Origin of the sequence: Burkholderia sp. Leaf177 (genome assembly GCF_001424345.1) — a bacterium.
GTDB lineage: Bacteria > Pseudomonadota > Gammaproteobacteria > Burkholderiales > Burkholderiaceae > Caballeronia.
Window position 1 is genome coordinate 392855 of sequence record NZ_LMPF01000001.1, and the last position, 17324, is coordinate 410178.

At 60.0% G+C, this 17324-nt stretch carries 15 protein-coding genes; 7 read left to right on the top strand and 8 right to left on the bottom strand.

What is annotated here, in order from left to right:
- Positions 1-107 precede the first annotated feature (107 nt).
- The gene (locus ASG35_RS01800; RefSeq protein ID WP_056352120.1) at positions 108-1361 is read right to left on the bottom strand and encodes an ABC transporter substrate-binding protein; all 1254 of its coding nucleotides are present in this window, start codon (positions 1359-1361) and stop codon (positions 108-110) included.
- A gap of 511 nt (positions 1362-1872) precedes the next feature.
- Here ASG35_RS01800 and zwf point away from each other — a divergent pair.
- From zwf to ASG35_RS01815, 3 genes are all read left to right on the top strand, one after another.
- Positions 1873-3333 carry a glucose-6-phosphate dehydrogenase gene (gene zwf, locus ASG35_RS01805; RefSeq protein WP_056352123.1) on the top strand — a complete coding sequence of 487 codons (1461 nt, stop codon included), beginning with the start codon at positions 1873-1875 and terminating at the stop codon, positions 3331-3333.
- Positions 3334-3495: 162 nt separating this feature from the next.
- Entirely contained in the window at positions 3496-4227 is a 732-nt protein-coding gene (gene pgl, locus ASG35_RS01810; RefSeq protein ID WP_056352126.1) for a 6-phosphogluconolactonase, read from the top strand.
- The gene (locus tag ASG35_RS01815) at positions 4205-6133 is read left to right on the top strand and encodes a bifunctional transcriptional regulator/glucokinase (protein ID WP_056352129.1); all 1929 of its coding nucleotides are present in this window, start codon (positions 4205-4207) and stop codon (positions 6131-6133) included. The genes pgl and ASG35_RS01815 overlap by 23 nt, the downstream gene beginning before the upstream one ends.
- A 531-nt stretch (positions 6134-6664) precedes the next feature.
- On the opposite strand, the gene ASG35_RS01820 is transcribed toward ASG35_RS01815, so the two are convergent.
- The 4 genes from ASG35_RS01820 to ASG35_RS01835 all read right to left on the bottom strand — a co-directional run bounded on the left by ASG35_RS01820 (position 6665) and on the right by ASG35_RS01835 (position 10624).
- Positions 6665-7816, bottom strand: a complete 1152-nt coding sequence (locus ASG35_RS01820; protein WP_056352886.1) for a porin — start codon at positions 7814-7816, stop codon at positions 6665-6667.
- 544 nt (positions 7817-8360) lie between these two features.
- Positions 8361-9140: an ABC transporter ATP-binding protein gene (locus ASG35_RS01825; protein ID WP_056352132.1), complete on the bottom strand. Its 780-nt coding sequence runs from the start codon at positions 9138-9140 to the stop codon at positions 8361-8363.
- 20 nt (positions 9141-9160) lie between these two features.
- Positions 9161-9874, bottom strand: a complete 714-nt coding sequence (locus ASG35_RS01830) for an ABC transporter permease (protein ID WP_056352135.1) — start codon at positions 9872-9874, stop codon at positions 9161-9163.
- Between the two features lie 60 nt (positions 9875-9934).
- Positions 9935-10624 (bottom strand): ABC transporter permease, encoded by a 690-nt coding sequence (locus ASG35_RS01835; protein WP_056352138.1) that lies wholly within the window; start codon positions 10622-10624, stop codon positions 9935-9937.
- Positions 10625-11178: 554 nt separating this feature from the next.
- Here ASG35_RS01835 and ASG35_RS01840 point away from each other — a divergent pair.
- Positions 11179-11877, top strand: a complete 699-nt coding sequence (locus ASG35_RS01840) for a pirin family protein (protein ID WP_056352141.1) — start codon at positions 11179-11181, stop codon at positions 11875-11877.
- 108 nt (positions 11878-11985) lie between these two features.
- On the opposite strand, the gene ASG35_RS01845 is transcribed toward ASG35_RS01840, so the two are convergent.
- Positions 11986-12582, bottom strand: a complete 597-nt coding sequence (locus ASG35_RS01845; protein WP_056352145.1) for a periplasmic heavy metal sensor — start codon at positions 12580-12582, stop codon at positions 11986-11988.
- 267 nt (positions 12583-12849) lie between these two features.
- Here ASG35_RS01845 and ASG35_RS01850 point away from each other — a divergent pair, with 267 nt between their 5' ends.
- The gene (locus ASG35_RS01850; protein ID WP_031362548.1) at positions 12850-13572 is read left to right on the top strand and encodes a response regulator; all 723 of its coding nucleotides are present in this window, start codon (positions 12850-12852) and stop codon (positions 13570-13572) included.
- Positions 13556-14902: an ATP-binding protein gene (locus tag ASG35_RS01855; RefSeq protein WP_056352147.1), complete on the top strand. Its 1347-nt coding sequence runs from the start codon at positions 13556-13558 to the stop codon at positions 14900-14902. Before ASG35_RS01850 ends, ASG35_RS01855 begins: the two co-directional genes overlap by 17 nt.
- Positions 14903-14948: 46 nt before the next feature.
- Here ASG35_RS01855 and ASG35_RS01860 read toward each other — a convergent pair whose 3' ends face one another.
- Positions 14949-15212: a double-stranded DNA-specific endonuclease gene (locus tag ASG35_RS01860; RefSeq protein WP_056352150.1), complete on the bottom strand. Its 264-nt coding sequence runs from the start codon at positions 15210-15212 to the stop codon at positions 14949-14951.
- Positions 15213-15339: 127 nt separating this feature from the next.
- Positions 15340-17016 (bottom strand): sensor domain-containing diguanylate cyclase, encoded by a 1677-nt coding sequence (locus tag ASG35_RS01865; protein WP_056352153.1) that lies wholly within the window; start codon positions 17014-17016, stop codon positions 15340-15342.
- Positions 17017-17066: 50 nt separating this feature from the next.
- Between ASG35_RS01865 and ASG35_RS31170 the strand changes: the two genes are divergently transcribed.
- A complete protein-coding gene (locus tag ASG35_RS31170; RefSeq protein WP_156392945.1) occupies positions 17067-17315 on the top strand; it encodes a hypothetical protein in 249 nt (82 codons plus the stop codon).
- The last annotated feature ends 9 nt before the right edge of the window (positions 17316-17324 follow it).

Below are 17324 nucleotides of genomic sequence, written 5' to 3' on the forward strand. Positions count from 1 at the left end.
ATTTTTACGATAATCAACTGGTGCTTTCGGGCGCGCTTTCCTCAAAGAAAACGCGCCCGTGCGTCATGCTCAAACGCTTACATCGCGCTTCACTTCGTTCACTTCGCTTACTTTGTCTTCGCTGCGTTCGCGAGAGCGGCAACCGCGCTCTTCGAATCTTGCGTCGAGTTCATGAACTTCGTGACGACGTCGGTGATGGCGCCGGCGGTTGCATCGCCTTGTGCCATTCCGTGCGCCAGCGACGGAACATAACCGCCAGACTTCAGCGCCGTCTGTTCGTCGGCGTACGACTTCTTCGCGCAATCGTCGAACTTGGCCATGGGCACGCCCAGACGAACCGGGATGGAACCCTTGTTCAGGCTGAACTGCTCCTGGAACTCAGGCGTCATGATGGTCTTCGCCAATGCCAGCTGGCCCGGCGTTGCGTCCTTCGCGCCCTTCTGCTGGAAGAACACGAACGAATCGACGTTGAACGTGTAGGCCTTTTCCGTGCCTGGAACCGCTACGCAAACATAGTCCGTACCCGACTTCTTGTTTGCGCCGGCGAATTCGCCCTTCGCCCAGTCGCCCATGAACTGCATGCCGGCCTTGCCGTTGATGACCATGGCGGTGGCCAGGTTCCAGTCACGGCCGGTGCGGCCGTTATCGAAGTACGACTGGACATGGCGAACCGTGTCGAACACCTTGACCATCTGGTCGGAGCTCAGCGTCTTCGGGTCCAGATCCACAATCGCCTTCTTGTAGAAGTCCGCGCCTTGCGACAGCACGACGTCTTCCCACAGCGTCAGGTCTTGCCACGGCTGGCCGCCTGCTGCCACCGGAACGATGCCGTTCGCCTTCATCTTGTCGGCGAGGGCGAAGAATTCCGGCCACGTGGTCGGAGCCTTGCCGCCTGCCTTGTCGAGGGCTTCCTTGTTGATATACAGCCAGTTCACGCGATGCACCGAGAACGGCGCGCCTACGTAGTGACCGCCTGCGTGCATGATCTTGTCGATTTCCGGCGGCAGGTTCTTCTTCCAGTCGCCCGTTACCGAGTCGATGTTCACCAGCACGCCCTGGTCAGCCCATTCCTGGATCAGCGGACCCTTGATCTGGGCAGCGGACGGAGCATTGCCCGAGATGACCTGTGTCTTGAGTGCGGTCATGGCCGCGGCGCCTGCGCCACCGGCAACGGCGAAGTCCTTCCAGGTGTAGCCCTGCTTGGTCATGTCGTCTTTCAACACGCCAATAGCCTTCGACTCACCGCCTGACGTCCACCAGTGCAGCACGGAAACGGCTTCTGCAGCCTGAACCGCTTGTGCCGTCACGCCGCACAACAGACCTGCAGCGCCGAGCGCGCCCATGAGCTTGCGAAATTTCATTGTTTATCTCCTCCGAACACCTGAACAAAAAACGATTGGCCCCTGATGCCGCCAGGAAGCGATGGCTGGAACTGAACAGACTTGAAGTGGCCGGAGTCGGCGGTGTCAGCGGGATAAGACCGGTTCGCCTCGTCAGTAAATCGCGGGCGCGCCTGTCTAGCCGGCAGACCGAACCTCGGCCGCACGGCTCTCAAGAGATGAGTGTGTCGAATCGCAACTGTGTCTCCTCTTTTGATTTTTGCCCGTTCACACTGGCAGACCAGCGTGGCGTGCGTCCGGGGTTTTGCATAAAACGGTTCCGGTCATTGCCGATCTCGCGAAAGCGATATTGGCTCAGGTCCATTACCATGCAACCAGACATGAATCTCCGGGAAAACACGCATGTTCTGATTGACTAAGTGTTTTTTTCCGAGATCACGTTACCCCTTGATTTGAATTGTAGTTAAACTACAATTCAGTGTCAAAAAAAATTTTATCGGACTACGGTCCTTCAGAACACCTGCGGAGACACATGCAAAACGACTCGAATTTCACCTTCGTTCTATTCGGCGGAACGGGCGATCTTTCGATGCGCAAGATCCTGCCGGCGCTTTTCGAAGCGCATCGAGGCGGAATGCTGGCGCCGGGCGGAAAGATCGTCGCGGTGGCGCGCGCCTCCGAAGATCGCGATGCGTACTTGAGCTGGGTCGACGAACACGTCAAGCCGCACGTCTCGAAGAACGGTGTGGACGACGCTGTGTGGAAGGGTTTTCTCGAACGCATCGACTATGTACGGCTCGATCTCGGCAAGCCCGAAGATTTCAAGCTGCTGCGCGACGCCGTCAGCAAGCATGGCGGCACGCGCGTGTTTTATCTCGCGACCGGGCCGTCGCTGTTCGTGCCCATTTGCCGTGCGCTCGCCGATGTGGGATTGAGCGAAAACGCGCGCATCGTGCTCGAAAAGCCGCTCGGTTATGACTTGAAGTCATCGCAGGCAATCAACGACGCAGTCGGCGAAATCTTCGCGGAAGAACAGATCTACCGGATCGACCATTACCTCGGGAAAGAGCCGGTGCAGAACCTGCTCGCGCTGCGCTTCGGCAACGCGCTTTTCGAGCCGCTGTGGCGGCGCGAATGGGTGGAAAGCATCCAGATCACGATTGCCGAAGAACTCGGCGTGGAAGCGCGCGGCGACTTCTACGACAACACCGGCGCCTTGCGCGACATGGTGCAGAACCACTTGCTGCAACTGCTTTCCATCGTGACGATGGAACCGCCGCATTCCATGGATTCCGATTCCGTGCGCGACGAAAAGCTGCGCGTGCTGCGCGCGCTCAAGCCCGTCGATCCGCGCGATATCAGCAAGGTCGCCGTGCGCGGCCAATATCATGCAGGCGTGATCAAGGGTACGTCGGTTCCGGCTTACGCGACCGAACACGGCGTGCGTCCTGACAGTCACACGGAAACGTTTGTCGCGTTGAAAGTGGAGATCGAGAACTGGCGCTGGGCCGGCGTGCCGTTCTTCTTGCGCACGGGCAAGCGGCTCGCGGACCGCACGGCTGAGATCGTCGTGAATTTCCGGCCCGTGCCGCATTCGGCGCTCGGCGCAAACGCGTTGCGCGCCGGGACGAACCGCCTTGTGATCCGCCTGCAGCCGAACGAAACCATTCGCCTTTATTGCCTCGCGAAGCAGCCGGGCGAAGGCATGAATCTCGCAAGCGTCCATTTGGATCTTGCGTTCGACAAATTCTTCAAGGAAGGGCAGATGGAAGCGTATCAGCGCCTTCTGCTCGATGTCATCAACGGCCGTCTCGCGCTTTTCGTGCGGCGCGACGAGCAGGAAGCGGCGTGGCGTTATGTCGAGCCGATCCTGGACGAATGGGCTGGATCGCCGAAACCGCCGAAGCCTTATGCGTCGGGCACGTGGGGACCGGCGGCCGCGAGCGCCATGCTGGCGCAGCACGGCACGTGCTGGCTCGAAGAAGAGAATTAAGCCCGTTGTTTTAACGGGTCGGTGGGAACGTGTTCCAGGACGTTTGTGCTGTAGACATGTTGCAATTAAAGCCGAGACAAATCCCGTCGTGCGGCGCTTCCAGCGTTTGAAAGCGGCTACGGCGGGCGAAATGAAACCAAAACAAGGCAGCATGGAGGAGCAGTGATCCAGCTTCATACTTTTGATGAGCCAGGCGCCCAATCCGACGCTTTGGCAGAAGCGGTGGGCGACGCGCTTGCCGCAACGCTCGCGGCTCGCGGAGCCGCGTCGGCGGACGGCGCCGTGTCGGGTGCATCGGGTAACCAGACCCAGCACGCCACGCTCGCCGTTTCGGGTGGCACGAGCCCGAAGCCGTTCCTGAAAACGCTTTCCACGCACGCGCTCGACTGGGCGCATATCGATGTAACCCTCGTCGATGATCGTTGGGTGCCGGAAACGGACACCGCCAGCAACGCGCGTCTCGTGCGTGAGACGCTGCTGCAGAACGCAGCGAGCGGCGCGTATTTTCTGCCCCTCGTGGATACGTCGCGTCCGCTGGATGCGCACATCGCCGACCTGAATGGCGATCCACAGCGCCGCGTGCCCGATGTCGCCGTGCTCGGCATGGGCGAGGACGGCCATACGGCATCGATTTTCGCCGATGCCCCCGAGTGGGACTTCGCGATCAGCACGCCGGACCGGTTCATATCGGTACATCCGGGCAGTGCGCCGCATGCGCGCGTGTCGCTGTCCATGTCCGCGCTCAAGGGCGTGCAGCAGCTGTTCCTGTTCATCAGCGGACAGAAAAAACTCGATGTACTGAACGCCGCGCTCGCCGCACCGCAAAAGAACGCCATCTCCACGTTGGCCAACGCACAAGGAGTCAGGCTCGATGTCTACTGGTGTGCAAAGTAAGGCCGCAACCATAGCGGCCCAAAGCCAGCACGCCGATGGACCCCGGCTTCTGGCTGACATCGGCGGCACCAACGCGCGGTTTGCGCTTGAAACGGCGCCGGGGGTTATCGGCGAAATTCGCGTGTATCCGGGCAACGATTACCCCGGCATTGCCGAAGCGATGCAGCAGTACCTCAAGGATACGAAAGTCAGCCGCGTGAATCATGCGGCCGTGGCGATCGCGAATCCGGTGGACGGCGATCACGTTTCGATGACCAATCACGACTGGAGCTTTTCCATTGAAGCCACGCGCCGCGCGCTGGGTTTCGATACCTTGCTCGTGGTCAACGACTTCACCGCGCTGGCCATGGCGCTTCCGGGTCTCACCGACGCCCAGCGCGTGCAGGTCGGCGGCGGCTCGCGCCGGCAGAACAGCGTGATCGGTTTGCTCGGACCCGGAACGGGCCTGGGCGTGTCCGGGTTGATTCCCGCCGATGACCGCTGGATCGCGCTCGGCAGCGAAGGCGGCCATGCGAGCTTTGCGCCATCGAATGAAACCGAGGACATCGTCCTGCGTTTTGCGCGCCGGAAATTTCCGCACGTTTCATTTGAGCGCGTCTCGGCGGGTCCCGGCTTGTTGCTGATCTACCAGGCGTTATCGGAGCGCGATGGCGTGGCCGTGCCGGACGATCTGGAATCGGCGAGCATCACGCAGCGCGCGCACGATGGCGAGCCGCTGGCACTCGAAACCGTCAATTGTTTCTGCGGCATTCTCGGCACCTTCGCCGGGAATATTGCGGTGACGCTGGGCGCGCTGGGCGGCATTTTCATTGGCGGCGGCGTGGTGCTGAAGCTCGGCGAGCTCTTCACGAAGTCGCCGTTTCGCGAGCGTTTCGAGGCGAAAGGGCGCTTCCAGCAGTATCTATCGAGCGTGCCCACATTCATCATTACCGCTGAATATCCGGCGTTTCTGGGGGTATCGGCGATCTTGTCGGAGCAGTTGTCGAACCGTGCGAACGGCGGCTCGTCCGCGGTGTTCGAGCGCATACGCCAGATGCGCGATGCGCTGACGCCCGCCGAGCGGCGTGTGGCTGACCTCGCGCTCAACCATCCGCGTTCGATCATCAATGACCCGATCATCGATATTGCGCGCAAAGCCGACGTAAGCCAGCCGACGGTCATTCGCTTTTGCCGGTCGCTCGGATGCCAGGGTTTATCCGATTTCAAGTTGAAGCTCGCGACTGGTCTGACCGGCACGATTCCGGTGAGCCACAGCCAGGTGCATCTTGGAGACACCGCCACCGATTTCGGCGCGAAAGTTCTAGACAACACGGTCTCGGCGATCCTTCAATTGCGAGAGCATTTGAATTTCGATCATGTGGAACGTGCCATCGACATTTTGAATGGTGCGCGCCGGATCGAGTTCTATGGTTTGGGCAATTCGAACATCGTGGCGCAGGACGCGCACTACAAGTTTTTCCGTTTCGGAATCCCGACGATTGCTTACGGTGACTTGTACATGCAGGCGGCGTCGGCGGCGTTGTTGGGCAAGGGCGATGTAATCGTGGCTGTATCCAAGTCGGGTCGCGCTCCGGAGTTGCTGCGCGTGCTTGAGATTGCGATGCAGCAGGGTGCGACCGTGATTGCGATTACATCGAGCAATACGCCTTTAGCGAAGCGTGCGACGGTTGCATTGGAGACGGATCACATTGAGATTCGTGAGTCGCAGATGTCGATGATCTCGCGCATTTTGCATCTTGTGATGATCGACATTTTGGCGGTGGGCGTAGCGATCCGCCGGGCGGTGCCGAATGCGGGTGCGGACGTGAGTGAAGCGATGACAAAGGTCCGTGAAGCTGGCGATGACGACACGGGCGCGGTGCTGGACTGGCTGAGCCACGGCGCGGCGGGAATCGCCCGCGATTAAAAGAAGTAAACGCAAAATGCCGCCGATGCGATTTCGCATCGGCGGCATTTTGCGTTCGGGGAAGGCCTTACGCGCGGTTTAATTGACTGCCACAGACACTGGTGGCGAAGCGTGTGGGTATCTGATGACGGAGGGGGAGGGTTTCAGCAGGACGCGGTTAAACGCTGAGGGTACTTCGTGCGTGCCAAACAGTTAAAAACTGCACGCTGAAGACACTTAAGAATTAGCGGTTGGAAGGCGTTTTCTTTGCTTCGTTTCTTTGTCGCCGTTTGGACAAAGAAATGAAGTCCCGCCACGGACAGTGGCTAAAAGTGCTAAAAAGATCAGAAAACAAGAAACCCGCGAAAACTTAAAAAGCAGGAACCCCGTCCACCGGTGCCAACAAAAATAAAAAACGGTGCGATGCCCTTCCGGACACCGCACCGATACGCGCCTCTCGCAGCAGCGTGAAAACCAAATAAAGCTATAAAAACCTATGCTTTAAACAAACTCTCTCTGTCGTTATGCTCCGGCCAACCGTTCTAGATCAAATTAGAACGAGTGCTGGATACCGGCATAAACGCCGGTTTGGCTATGACCTGGCAGCGGGTTATCGGTGCTGACAGCCGTGCCCGGGTTATTCGCGTTCAGGCCGTAATTAGCACCCTTGCTGTTTTGAGCTGTTGCAACTTGAATATCAAGCAGCGTGCGCTTCGACAGATTGTACGAGCCGCCGACCGTATAGATCGTCGCATTGCCTGCACCGTTGTTGCCGTTCACGTGATAAGCGGCTGCAATGATCGCAGCTGCCGGGGTTGCTTGCCACGTAATGCCGCCCCATTCGTGATCGAGCGATGTCGGTTGGCCCGGCAGAACGTTCGTTGCGCCCGACGTGCGGATAGCCTGGTAAGCGCCCTGGATCTTGAACTGACCCAGGAACACGTTCACAGCAGCCGTGTATTCACGCGATGCCGCAAACACGCCGCCCGAAACGTTGCCCGCATTGATGTCGCCCGGATTGATACCGTACAGGCCACCGTTGTTCGCGTTGCGGATTTCATCGTACAAACCGCGGATCTGGAACAGGGCCGTCGTGTACGTGACCTGTGCGCCAGCTTCACGGCCTTGCGGCGTCGTGCCGTTTCCGTTCCAGTTCGTTGCGTTCGACAGCGCGTATTGACCGTAGAAGTCAAAGCCCGCGACCTTCGGCGACTGGTACGAAATGTTGTTGCTTGATTGCGGCCAGTTGCGGCCACGCACCAGCGAAGCCGACGACCAGTTCGACTGACCGAACGGATCGAAGTCCCACACGCCGTTGGAGATGAACAGCTCGCGACCCAGCAAGAAGGTACCGAACTGATCGTTGGCGATACCGACCGTCGCCCAACGATTGAAGATGCCGTTGTTGCCCGGGCCTTGACCGGTCATGGTGTTGAAGCTGCCTTCCAACTGGAACACGGCCTTGTTGCCGCCACCCAGATCTTCGACGCCTTTCATGCCCCACAGGCTGGTGCCCCAGTCGCCGCTTTCTGCGCGGAAACGGTGGCCGGTGCTATTGGCAGCGCCGGCAGCATTCGAGCCCGTCGGCACGCCCGTCATGTATTCCAAACCGGCGTCAAGACGCCCGTAGAGCGTCACGCTACTTTGAGCGTGTGCCGCAACGCCGACCGTCAGCAGCGAAGCCGCGAGCAAAGCTTTCTTCATCATCTCCTCCAACCCTGTCAAAAAATAGAAGCCCAAGTGCGGCGGTAGTGGCCCGGTGCCAGCGCACCGAACCGGAAACTATTTCGAGGGATGACACGCAAAGGGCGGGTGTGTCCGTGATCCAGGCAAAGAGTCCGCCCACGTCACAACCGACCCAGTGGATCGGTGTCTCCTCAGTTCTTTTTGAAGTAAAACTACTTTTAATGAACTTCGTTTCCGTACTTTGATTACTAATTTAGCAAATTACCTTTGTGCCGCCAAAAAAATTTATGATCTCCCAATCTTCTGTCTCAAAAATGCAATGGTTGGTGTGGTGCGACATCGCCGAAAATAATCGATTTCCGGGCCAAGTCCTTAGCAGGCAAGGCTGACACGTATTTCGACACTTAACGCTATGGATTGCATCTATTGACGTGCGTTGCGACTGCCGCTACTGCAAAAAGCGATCTGCGAGCCGAGCCTGTTTAGAGATACAGACTAAAAAAAGCGCCCTTCAGGGCGCTTTTCTTTTTGATCCAGAACAAACAAGTGAGCCTTTGTAGTTTTACTTCAGGCTTCCCGAGAGGAACTGCTTCAGCCGTTCGCTGCGCGTATTGCCAAAAACCTGATCGGGGTGACCTTCCTCTTCAATCAGCCCTTGATGCAGGAACACTACATGGTTCGACACGTTGCGCGCGAACGCCATTTCGTGAGTCACCACGATCATCGTGCGGCCTTCTTCGGCTAGCGTCTGCATCACCTTCAGCACTTCGCCCACGAGCTCGGGGTCGAGCGCGGAGGTGGGTTCATCGAAGAGCATGACGTCCGGATGCATGGCGAGCGCCCGTGCAATCGCCACACGTTGCTGCTGGCCGCCCGACAAGTGCGATGGATATTGCTTTTCCAGTCGCGGCGCGAGCCCGACCTTCTCGAGATATTTGCGCGCGCGATCCTGGGCTTCCTGCTTCGATAACCCCAGCACCTTCACCGGCGCTTCCATCACGTTTTCGAGCACGCTCAGATGCGACCACAAGTTGAAGTGCTGGAACACCATGGAAAGCCGCGTGCGCATGCGCTGCAACTGTTTCGGTTCGGCCACTTTCAGCGCGCCGAATTTGTCCTTGAGCGTGCGGATTTCTTCGCCATCGACGAATATTCGCCCCTGGTTCGGCTGCTCGAGAAAGTTGATGCAGCGGAGCATCGTGCTTTTACCCGATCCTGACGAGCCGATGACGCTGATGACATCGCCGGCTTTCGCGCGCAGCGACACACCTTTGAGGACTTCGTGGTCGCCGTACTGCTTGTGAAGGCCATCGACGAAAAGCTTGGTTGCCGGAGAATTCATTGTCTGCGTGGTCCTTGGGCTTATTTGCCTTGCGGCCGCAAGTAGGCGAGCCAGCGATGCTCCGCGCGGCGGAACAGCCACACAAGCGCGAACGAAATGCACAGATAAAGCAGCCCGGCGATACCGAACGCCTGGAACGATTGATACGTGGCCGAGTTCACATCGCGGGCAATCTTGAGGATGTCCGGCACGGTTGCCGTGAATGCCACGGTGGTTGCGTGCAACATCAGGATCACTTCGTTGCTGTAATAAGGCAGGGCCCGACGCAACGCCGACGGCAGGATCACGCGCCGGTACAGCGTAAACGACGACATGCCGTAGGCCCGCGCGGCCTCGATCTCGCCATACGGCGTGGCGCGAATGGCGCCGGCGAAGATTTCGGTGGTGTACGCGCACGTGTTCAGCGTGAACGCGAGCAACGTGCAGTTCATGCCATTGCGGAAAAATTCGTTGAGCAAGACGTGGTCGCGGACCACTTGCAGGCTGTAGAGGCCGGTGTAGCAGAGCAGCAGCTGGACGTAGAGCGGCGTGCCGCGGAAGACATACGTGTAGACCCAGACGCTGCGCGAGAGCAGCTTGTTCTTCGATACCCGCGCGACCGCCAGCGGAATGGAAAGACAGAAGCCGAGCACGATCGATACAACCAGCAGCCACATCGTGATGGCGAGACCGGTGATGCGATAACCGTCGGTGAAAAGATAATTGCGCCAGTATTCCTGGATGATTTCGAGCATGGATTCCGCCGCGTGGATGTGCTGGTGTCTTTTTTAGGGAGCCTGATTGGTGCTGAAAGCCTACAGATCGGCCTTGCGCACGCCGGAGGAATAGCGCTTTTCCAGCCACATCAGCACGAGATTCGACAGCGTCGTGATCATGAGATAAACCGCGCCCGCGAGCAGCGTGAAAAAGAAGAACCGCAACGTGCCCTTGCCCGCGTCCTGCGCGGCCTTGACGACATCGGCGAGCCCGATGATCGATACCAGCGCCGTCGCCTTCACCATCACCTGCCAGTTGTTGCCGATGCCCGGGAGCGCGAAACGCATCATCTGCGGAAACATGATCCGCGAGAAAGTCTGCCACGGCGTCATGCCGTAGGCGGCGCCCGCTTCTAGCTGGCCGCGCGGCACGGAAAGGAAAGCGCCCCGGAAAGTCTCGGTGAAATACGCGCCGTAGATGAACCCAAGCACGATCACGCCGGCCACGAATGGATCGATATCGATCTGATCCCAGCCCAGCAGATCGGTCAGGTGATTCAGCCAGATCTGGATGCTGTAGAAGAGCAGCAGCATGAGCACGAGGTCGGGAACGCCGCGAACGAGCGTGGTGTACACCGTGCCGACGCCCGATGAAAAGCGGTTTCTCGACAACTTCGCCGCCGCCCCGATCAGGCCGATCACGAATGCGAACACCAGCGACAAGACCGCCAGCTTGACGGTTTGCCATGTGCCCGAGAGGATGAGCGGCCCGTAGCCTTGCAGAAACATGGTGATTCCTTGATGACGTGCGCGTGGGGCCACGGCTTGCGCCTTTGCCCTCCCAACTGCGCTGTTGCCTGTTCAGCCGCGCTTTTTTGCCCGGACTTCCGTTCGACCGACGGCGTGATCCTTCCGGCGGTTCATTAGGTCATTCCAGTTCTTTGCGCCTCTTTTTACGTCTTCGTCCCGCTCCAGCCCGTGGCCGGCATGCTTCGCGCATTGCATAACGCGCCTTGGGCGGTGCCTATTCTAGATGTCCAAAATTGGTGCGCAGATTCCGAAAGACAGTTGAAAAGACAAAAAGCGCTTCGGCGATGAACCTGGGCCGGAATGTCCAGAGCCGCTTTCAGTGCGTTCTCATTCCTGTTCGACCATCCGTTCGACGCCAGCCGGCCCGGAAAAGGCCGGTATTCTACCCGAAGCGCTTATGCCCACCGGCTCCCGGCTCCCGCGCCATATCGATTACGCGCATTTTCGGGAAGGTGTGGTGCCTTCGCAGGCAGTTGTTCCGGAGCGTGCGCGCCCTTACATTCTCTCCATCGCAACATCACCGGGAGTTCGAAATGTTTGAAATTCGACGCGCAAACGAACGTGGTCACGCCAATCACGGATGGCTGGACTCGTATCACAGCTTCTCTTTTGCAGGCTACGACGATCCGCAGCATGTGCATTTCGGCGCGCTTCGGGTGATCAACGAAGACCGCGTGGCCGCCGGCCAGGGGTTCGGCACGCACGGGCATCGGGATATGGAGATCATCAGCTACGTGCTTGAAGGCGGCTTGGCGCACAAGGACAGCATGGGCAACGGCTCGACCATCCACCCCGGCGATGTCCAGCGCATGAGCGCCGGCACCGGCGTGCGGCACAGCGAATTCAACGGCTCGGCCACCGAATCCGCCCATTTCCTGCAGATCTGGATCATTCCGGATACTGCGGGCAATGCTCCGGGCTATGAGGAAAAGCATTTCGACGATGCCGAAAAGCGTGGCCGCCTGCGGGTGATTGCATCGCCCGAAGGGCGGGACGGCGCGGTGAAGCTGGGCGCCGACGCCGAGCTTTACACCGGTCTCTTCGATGGCGACGAGCGCGCCGAGTTCGACGTGCCAGCGGGCCGCCGCGTGTATGTTCACGTGGCACGGGGCGCGATATCGGTGAACGGCGAAGCGCTTTTTGCAGGCGATGCCGCGAAGATCGAAGATGTATCGAAGGTGACGCTCGACCGAGGAACGGGCGCTGAAATCATCCTGTTCGATCTGGCTTGAGGCTGGTCGAACGCTGATCCGGCAAGTAGATAGTCGTAGCTGAAAAAGGCCGTGGACCAGAAGTCCACGGCCTTTTCATTGCCCGGAGTGAATCAATGCATCAAAGCATCAAGGCTGTACCGCCGATGCCCCCGCAGCCGGCGCGCCACGGTGATGCTCCCAACGCTGATGCATCTTCTCCTGGCGTTCATGCATCTTCGCAAAACGCGCTTTCAAAGCCGAGCTGACCGTGGTCTTTTGCTGGTCATTCAGCGCGTTGTAGAAGTTCAGCCATGCGGCGCTCGTCTGGTCACGCAACTGCGCGTTCTGCGCTTCGATCTTCTGATGCGCGGCGTACATGGCGTTCAGATCCAGGATGGGCTGGTTCTTCATGGATTCCATTTGCGAGCGCATTTGCTGATGGCTCGCGCGCATTGCCTCATGGTTCTGCTTCATGGTTTGCAACGCGGATTGCCAGAGCTTTTCCTGATCCGCGTTGAGATTCAACTGGCTGTGCAGCTTGTCCAGTTCCTTCTTCATGCGCATTTCCATGCCGTGCCCGCGATGCATGCCGGGACCGCCGGGACCGCCGTGGCCGTCCATCATCATGCCGGGACCGCCCGGGGGTGGCGCATCCGGCGTGGCGGCGCTTGCAAAGTTGGCTGTACCGATGGACAGCGCAAGCGTCGCAGCGGTGATGGCGAGGAATCGGGACTGCTTCAACATGGCGTACTCCTTTTCGATTTGCGGAGCCCCGCTGGTGTGTTCCGGTTTGGTGCCGGGTTCAAGCGGGGCTAATCCGATCTGGCAGCGTCGTCTCAGTCGTCGCGCCTTCGGTAAAACACAGCGTAGAGATTTGATGCGATGTTCGTGTTACGAGCCGCTGGCGCGTTATTACGCCGGTTTACGCGTCGCTTTCGCGGTAACACCCGGTAACTGTTTACGGAGGGTTTGCAGCATCGGGAGTCGTGGACTGGCGTTAAACTGCGTCGCATGGCTACTCAAATACTTGTCGTCGACGACGACTCCGAACTGCGCGACCTTCTGCGCGACTATCTGGTCCGGCAGGGCATCGAGGTATCGGTGCTGCATGACGCGGGCACGCTCGAACGGCGCCTCGAACGCGAGCGCCCCGATCTGATCGTGCTCGACCTCATGATGCCGGGTGTCGACGGACTGACGGCGCTGCGCAAGCTGCGTGCATCGGGCGACGATATCCCCGTGATCATGCTGACTGCGCGTGCTGACGACGTGGACCGCATTGTCGGACTCGAACTCGGCGCCGACGATTATCTCGGCAAGCCGTTCAATCCGCGGGAATTGCTCGCGCGCGTGCAGGCCGTCTTGCGCCGCCGCCGCACGATTCCTTCTGCGGCGCCCGAGCAGCGCGAGCCGTTTTCGTTCGGGCGTTTCCGGTTGGATTTCCAGTCGCGCACGCTGCATCAGGACGAGACGCCGCTGACACTTTCCGGCAGCGAATTCGCCCTGCTGAAGATTTTTGTCAATCACCCCATGCGCACGCTGACGCGCGAACGCCTGCTCGAACTGTTGCACGGCCCGGAATACGATGGCACGGACCGGGGTATCGACGTTCAGGTGTGGCGTCTGCGCCGGATTCTAGAAACCGATCCGTCCACGCCGCGCTTTATCCAGACGGTGCGCGGACGCGGTTATGTGTTCGTGCCGGACGGCGAGCAAAATGCGTCGGCCCATTGATTCGCTGTTTGGCCGGCTGGTCGTGCTGGTCATCGGCGTGCTCGTGTTGTCGCACGTCGCGTGGTTCGCCGTCATCCGGGTCGAGCGCGATCAGACGCAAACGCGTTATGCCGTAGAAGAGGCTACGTTCCTGGTCGATGCCGTGCGCCAGCACATCGCGAATTCGCCGGATCAGCCGCTGCCTTCCAGCGTGCATGTCGTTGCCCCGACCAGTCCCGACGTTCCCCGTCCACTCGCCGACGCCGATACCGATCGCGTGCCGCCGCCGTTCGCGCGGTTCATCGAAGATTTGCGGGATCGTCTGCCCGACGGCACAGATGTCCGTGTCGGCGAGCCGGGCGGTCCGCCGAGCCTGTGGGTGCGTGGCGCACGCGACGCGAACTGGATCGTCGTGCCGGTTCAGCCGCTGCGTCCGCCGCGGTCGCGTGACCGTATGCTGCTGTGGCTCGCCATCATTTTCTCGACCGCGGTCATGGCGGCGTTGCTTGCCGCGTGGCAGCTCCAGACGCCATTGCGTTCGCTCGCACAAGCCGTGGGGCGTTTCGGTCGCGGCGAGCCTACGCCGCCGGTTCCGGAACGCGGCCCGCGCGAGTTGCGGCAACTGACGCACGGTTTCAACCAGATGGTGCGCGAAGTAGCGCAGGCGGAAAGCGACCGCGCCGTGATGCTCGCGGGCGTGGCGCACGATCTCAAGACGCCGCTTGCGCGGCTGCGGCTGCGTGCCGAAATGATGGAAGAGGCGAAGCTGCGTGACGGCGTGGTGCGCGACGTGGATTCAATGGCGCATATCGTCGATCAGTTTCTGGTGTTTGCGCATGACGGCACGGACCGTAGTGAACCGGTAGAAGTCGATCAGCAATGCGAGCGGATCGCGCGGAGTTACCGGGCGGTCGCTCCGGGCGCTCAACCGGTTCAGACGCGGCTCACGGCAGGACGCGCCTTTGCAATGCCGGCGGCGACGCTTGATCGATTGCTGTCCAATCTGCTCGATAACGCTCACGCCTACGGCGCACCTCCCATCGTGATCGAGACATCGCGAGGGGCGAAGGGCTGGATTCTGCGGGTGATCGACAGCGGCGGCGGAATTGCCGCGCAGGATCTCGTGAAGGCCAGCCGGCCGTTCGTGAGACTCGATCCTGCGCGCGGCGGCAGCGGCCATAGCGGGCTGGGACTTGCCATTGTGGAGCGGCTGGTGCGGCGAGCGGGGGGCGAGTGCGACATCCGTAATCGCGAGGAAGGCGGCCTCTCGATCGCAATGACTTTCCCGTTCGATGTCGTGGCGAAAGCCGCAGATCAATTGCATGTAGACGGCGTACTGAAGCACGCCTGAGGCCGGGCGGCGTTAATCGGGCCGCCGGCCGCCGCCCCCGCACGCTTCAGTCGAACAATGTATTGAGCGCGGAGGCCGCTTCGCTGTCGACCGTGTTGTAGGTCACGGTGGCGGCTTCGAAAATATAGTGCGTGGTGTATTTGCCCAGTCTTCCGAGAATCTCTTCCTGAATGACTTCGGGCGCAACGTCGAGCCTCAAATACCAGGTCGTGGACGAGAGCCGCGTCTGGAACGCGCCATACTCGGCCAGCAAGTGATCGAATGCTTCAGCGTCCTGATCGCGGCAGACAATGACCAGATTTCCCTTCATTCACCCCTCCTGATAACGGCAGATTGTCGACTTCGAGAGTCGATCATACCTGCTGTCACGTCGCTTGCCCCAGTAGACCTTCCGGCTAACCTCGCACGCAAGCAGTGTCAGGCGATGTCAGGCGACCTCAGGCCGTCTCGGGATGACGCGGCACCGGCGGGACGCTGTCGGCGGGATGCACCTCGCTGCGGTCGCGCCCGCCCGATTTCGCCGCGTAGAGCGCCAGGTCGGCGCGCTTGAGCAGGTTTTCCGCGGTATCGCCGTCGCAAAACGCAGTAATGCCTATGCTCACGCTCAAAGCGGTGTCGTCAGGCAGATGAGCGCAATGCTCCTGGTTGAAGCGCTTGCGCAGGCGTTCGAGCACCGCGTGAGCATCGGCGAGAGAAGTTTGCGGCAGCAGCAGCCCGAATTCCTCGCCGCCGAGCCGGCCGACGCCATCGCTCGCGCGCAATTGTTCCTCGCACATTCGCACGAAATGCTCGAGCGCGCGGTCGCCGGTCGCGTGGCCAAAACGGTCGTTGATCTGCTTGAAATGGTCGAGATCGGCAATCGCGACGGACAACGGCATGATCGAGGAACGGGCAATTTCGACTTCGCGCCGGAGCGTGTCGAGGAAATAACGCCGCGATAAAGCGCCCGTCAGCGCGTCATGGCGTGCTTCAGCCGAAAGCAGCGTATTGGCCGACTGCAACTGATTGGCGAGATGCCGCGTCGCCCGATGCAAGCGCCGCTCACGCAGATACGACACGGTGATCACCACCGCCAGCCCGACCACGCCGAGCGCCGTCAAAAACACGAGCAACTGGTCACGCCGCTGGTTGCGCACGATCTCGGACCAGTTCGGCAACGGATGCACGATATGCGCGGCCAGCCCGGAATTGAGCCCGGTTCGTTCGTCGTAAAGTGCGGGCGCCGAGCCATCGCTCGTGCTGAACAAGCCGCTGGAAAGCGTGGGAGAAAGCCACGGCGCGTCCGCCCGCAAGCGCTCGCCTATGCTGGTGATCCGCAAGGTCTGGAAGTCGACGCGGCGGTAGGCGTCGAGCCGCTCGCCGCGCGACATTTTCAGCACGGGAGAATTGGGCAGCACGCGGTTTTCGAGCTGGCTTTCATTGGCCATCACCACCACGCCGTTGCTATCGGTCACGAACGTCCCGGCGCGCGACACCCAATGGCGCAAGCGGTCGATACTCACTTTCGCGATCACCGCCCCGACGAGAAAACCATCGCGATAGATAGGCGTAGCGATAAAAATCCCCGGATCGCCGTTCGTGCGCCCGACCCCGTAGGTTTCGTTGAACGCGCCGAGCAGCGCCTTTTGAATATATCCGCGCGCCCGCATGTCGACGCCCACAAAGCTGTTCGAATCACTGGCATTGCTCGACGCCACACAGAAGCCTTGAGTATCGACAACCCAGATGTAATCCAGTCCTGTAAAGCCGCGTGCGTTGCGCAGGAAGTTGTCGACTTTTTCGAGCGCGGGCACGGTGAGCCACTTCGCCCGCCGGTCGGCTGCGGTCAGCGTGGCATCGACGGAAAAGCTGCGCGACTGGACCAGCGCGACCTGGATCATGTCCATCTCGGCAATGGTGGCGGGAATGGCCCGGGACATGGCGAGGTCGCTCGCGATGATCTGCGCGGTGTTATCGACGATGGACGCCGCCATTTGACGTTCCACGTGCATTGAAGTGGCCAGTTCTTGCTGTACCATTCGGTCCGATACCAGTCCGGCCGCAACCCAGCATACGCATGCAAGCAACGCGCAAGAAAGCGTCGCAATCGCATAGTGGAAGGTTGTCTTGTTCATCTGATCTGGCCTGTCTGACTGTCCCGCGGCCCCGCGCGACGAGCAATGTTATGAGTTTTGTGCCGGCACACGAGCATCTTACCGGGCGCGGCCTCGCGCGCCGATGGTACTTGCCCCAAGTGCTGTTGCTCAACGCCGACAGTGGCGCTGATTGCAAAAAAATGCTTGGCCTGCTCGACGCTGGAAACCTCGTCTGGAATGACCTCGAAATGGCCTCGGTTATTCCCGGATGTTTGGATTGGGCGACGTTTTCTTTCGCCCATCAAGTTTGTTATCGGCGGGAAGCTGCGTTTTTTTAATGATGCAGC

Excerpts from the sequence above, each read along its gene's own strand:
- ASG35_RS01820 (WP_056352886.1), bottom strand. The coding sequence starts at position 7,816 with ATGAAGAAAGCTTTGCTCGCGGCTTCGCTGCTGACGGTCGGCGTTGCG.
- ASG35_RS01825 (WP_056352132.1), bottom strand. The coding sequence starts at position 9,140 with ATGAATTCTCCGGCAACCAAGCTTTTCGTCGATGGCCTTCACAAGCAG.
- ASG35_RS01840 (WP_056352141.1), top strand. The coding sequence starts at position 11,179 with ATGTTTGAAATTCGACGCGCAAACGAACGTGGTCACGCCAATCACGGA.
- ASG35_RS31170 (WP_156392945.1), top strand. The coding sequence starts at position 17,067 with ATGAGTTTTGTGCCGGCACACGAGCATCTTACCGGGCGCGGCCTCGCG.
- ASG35_RS01855 (WP_056352147.1), top strand. The coding sequence starts at position 13,556 with ATGCGTCGGCCCATTGATTCGCTGTTTGGCCGGCTGGTCGTGCTGGTC.
- ASG35_RS01860 (WP_056352150.1), bottom strand. The coding sequence starts at position 15,212 with ATGAAGGGAAATCTGGTCATTGTCTGCCGCGATCAGGACGCTGAAGCA.
- zwf (WP_056352123.1), top strand. The coding sequence starts at position 1,873 with ATGCAAAACGACTCGAATTTCACCTTCGTTCTATTCGGCGGAACGGGC.
- ASG35_RS01845 (WP_056352145.1), bottom strand. The coding sequence starts at position 12,582 with ATGTTGAAGCAGTCCCGATTCCTCGCCATCACCGCTGCGACGCTTGCG.
- ASG35_RS01850 (WP_031362548.1), top strand. The coding sequence starts at position 12,850 with ATGGCTACTCAAATACTTGTCGTCGACGACGACTCCGAACTGCGCGAC.
- ASG35_RS01865 (WP_056352153.1), bottom strand. The coding sequence starts at position 17,016 with ATGAACAAGACAACCTTCCACTATGCGATTGCGACGCTTTCTTGCGCG.
- ASG35_RS01800 (WP_056352120.1), bottom strand. The coding sequence starts at position 1,361 with ATGAAATTTCGCAAGCTCATGGGCGCGCTCGGCGCTGCAGGTCTGTTG.
- ASG35_RS01835 (WP_056352138.1), bottom strand. The coding sequence starts at position 10,624 with ATGTTTCTGCAAGGCTACGGGCCGCTCATCCTCTCGGGCACATGGCAA.
- ASG35_RS01830 (WP_056352135.1), bottom strand. The coding sequence starts at position 9,874 with ATGCTCGAAATCATCCAGGAATACTGGCGCAATTATCTTTTCACCGAC.
- ASG35_RS01815 (WP_056352129.1), top strand. The coding sequence starts at position 4,205 with ATGTCTACTGGTGTGCAAAGTAAGGCCGCAACCATAGCGGCCCAAAGC.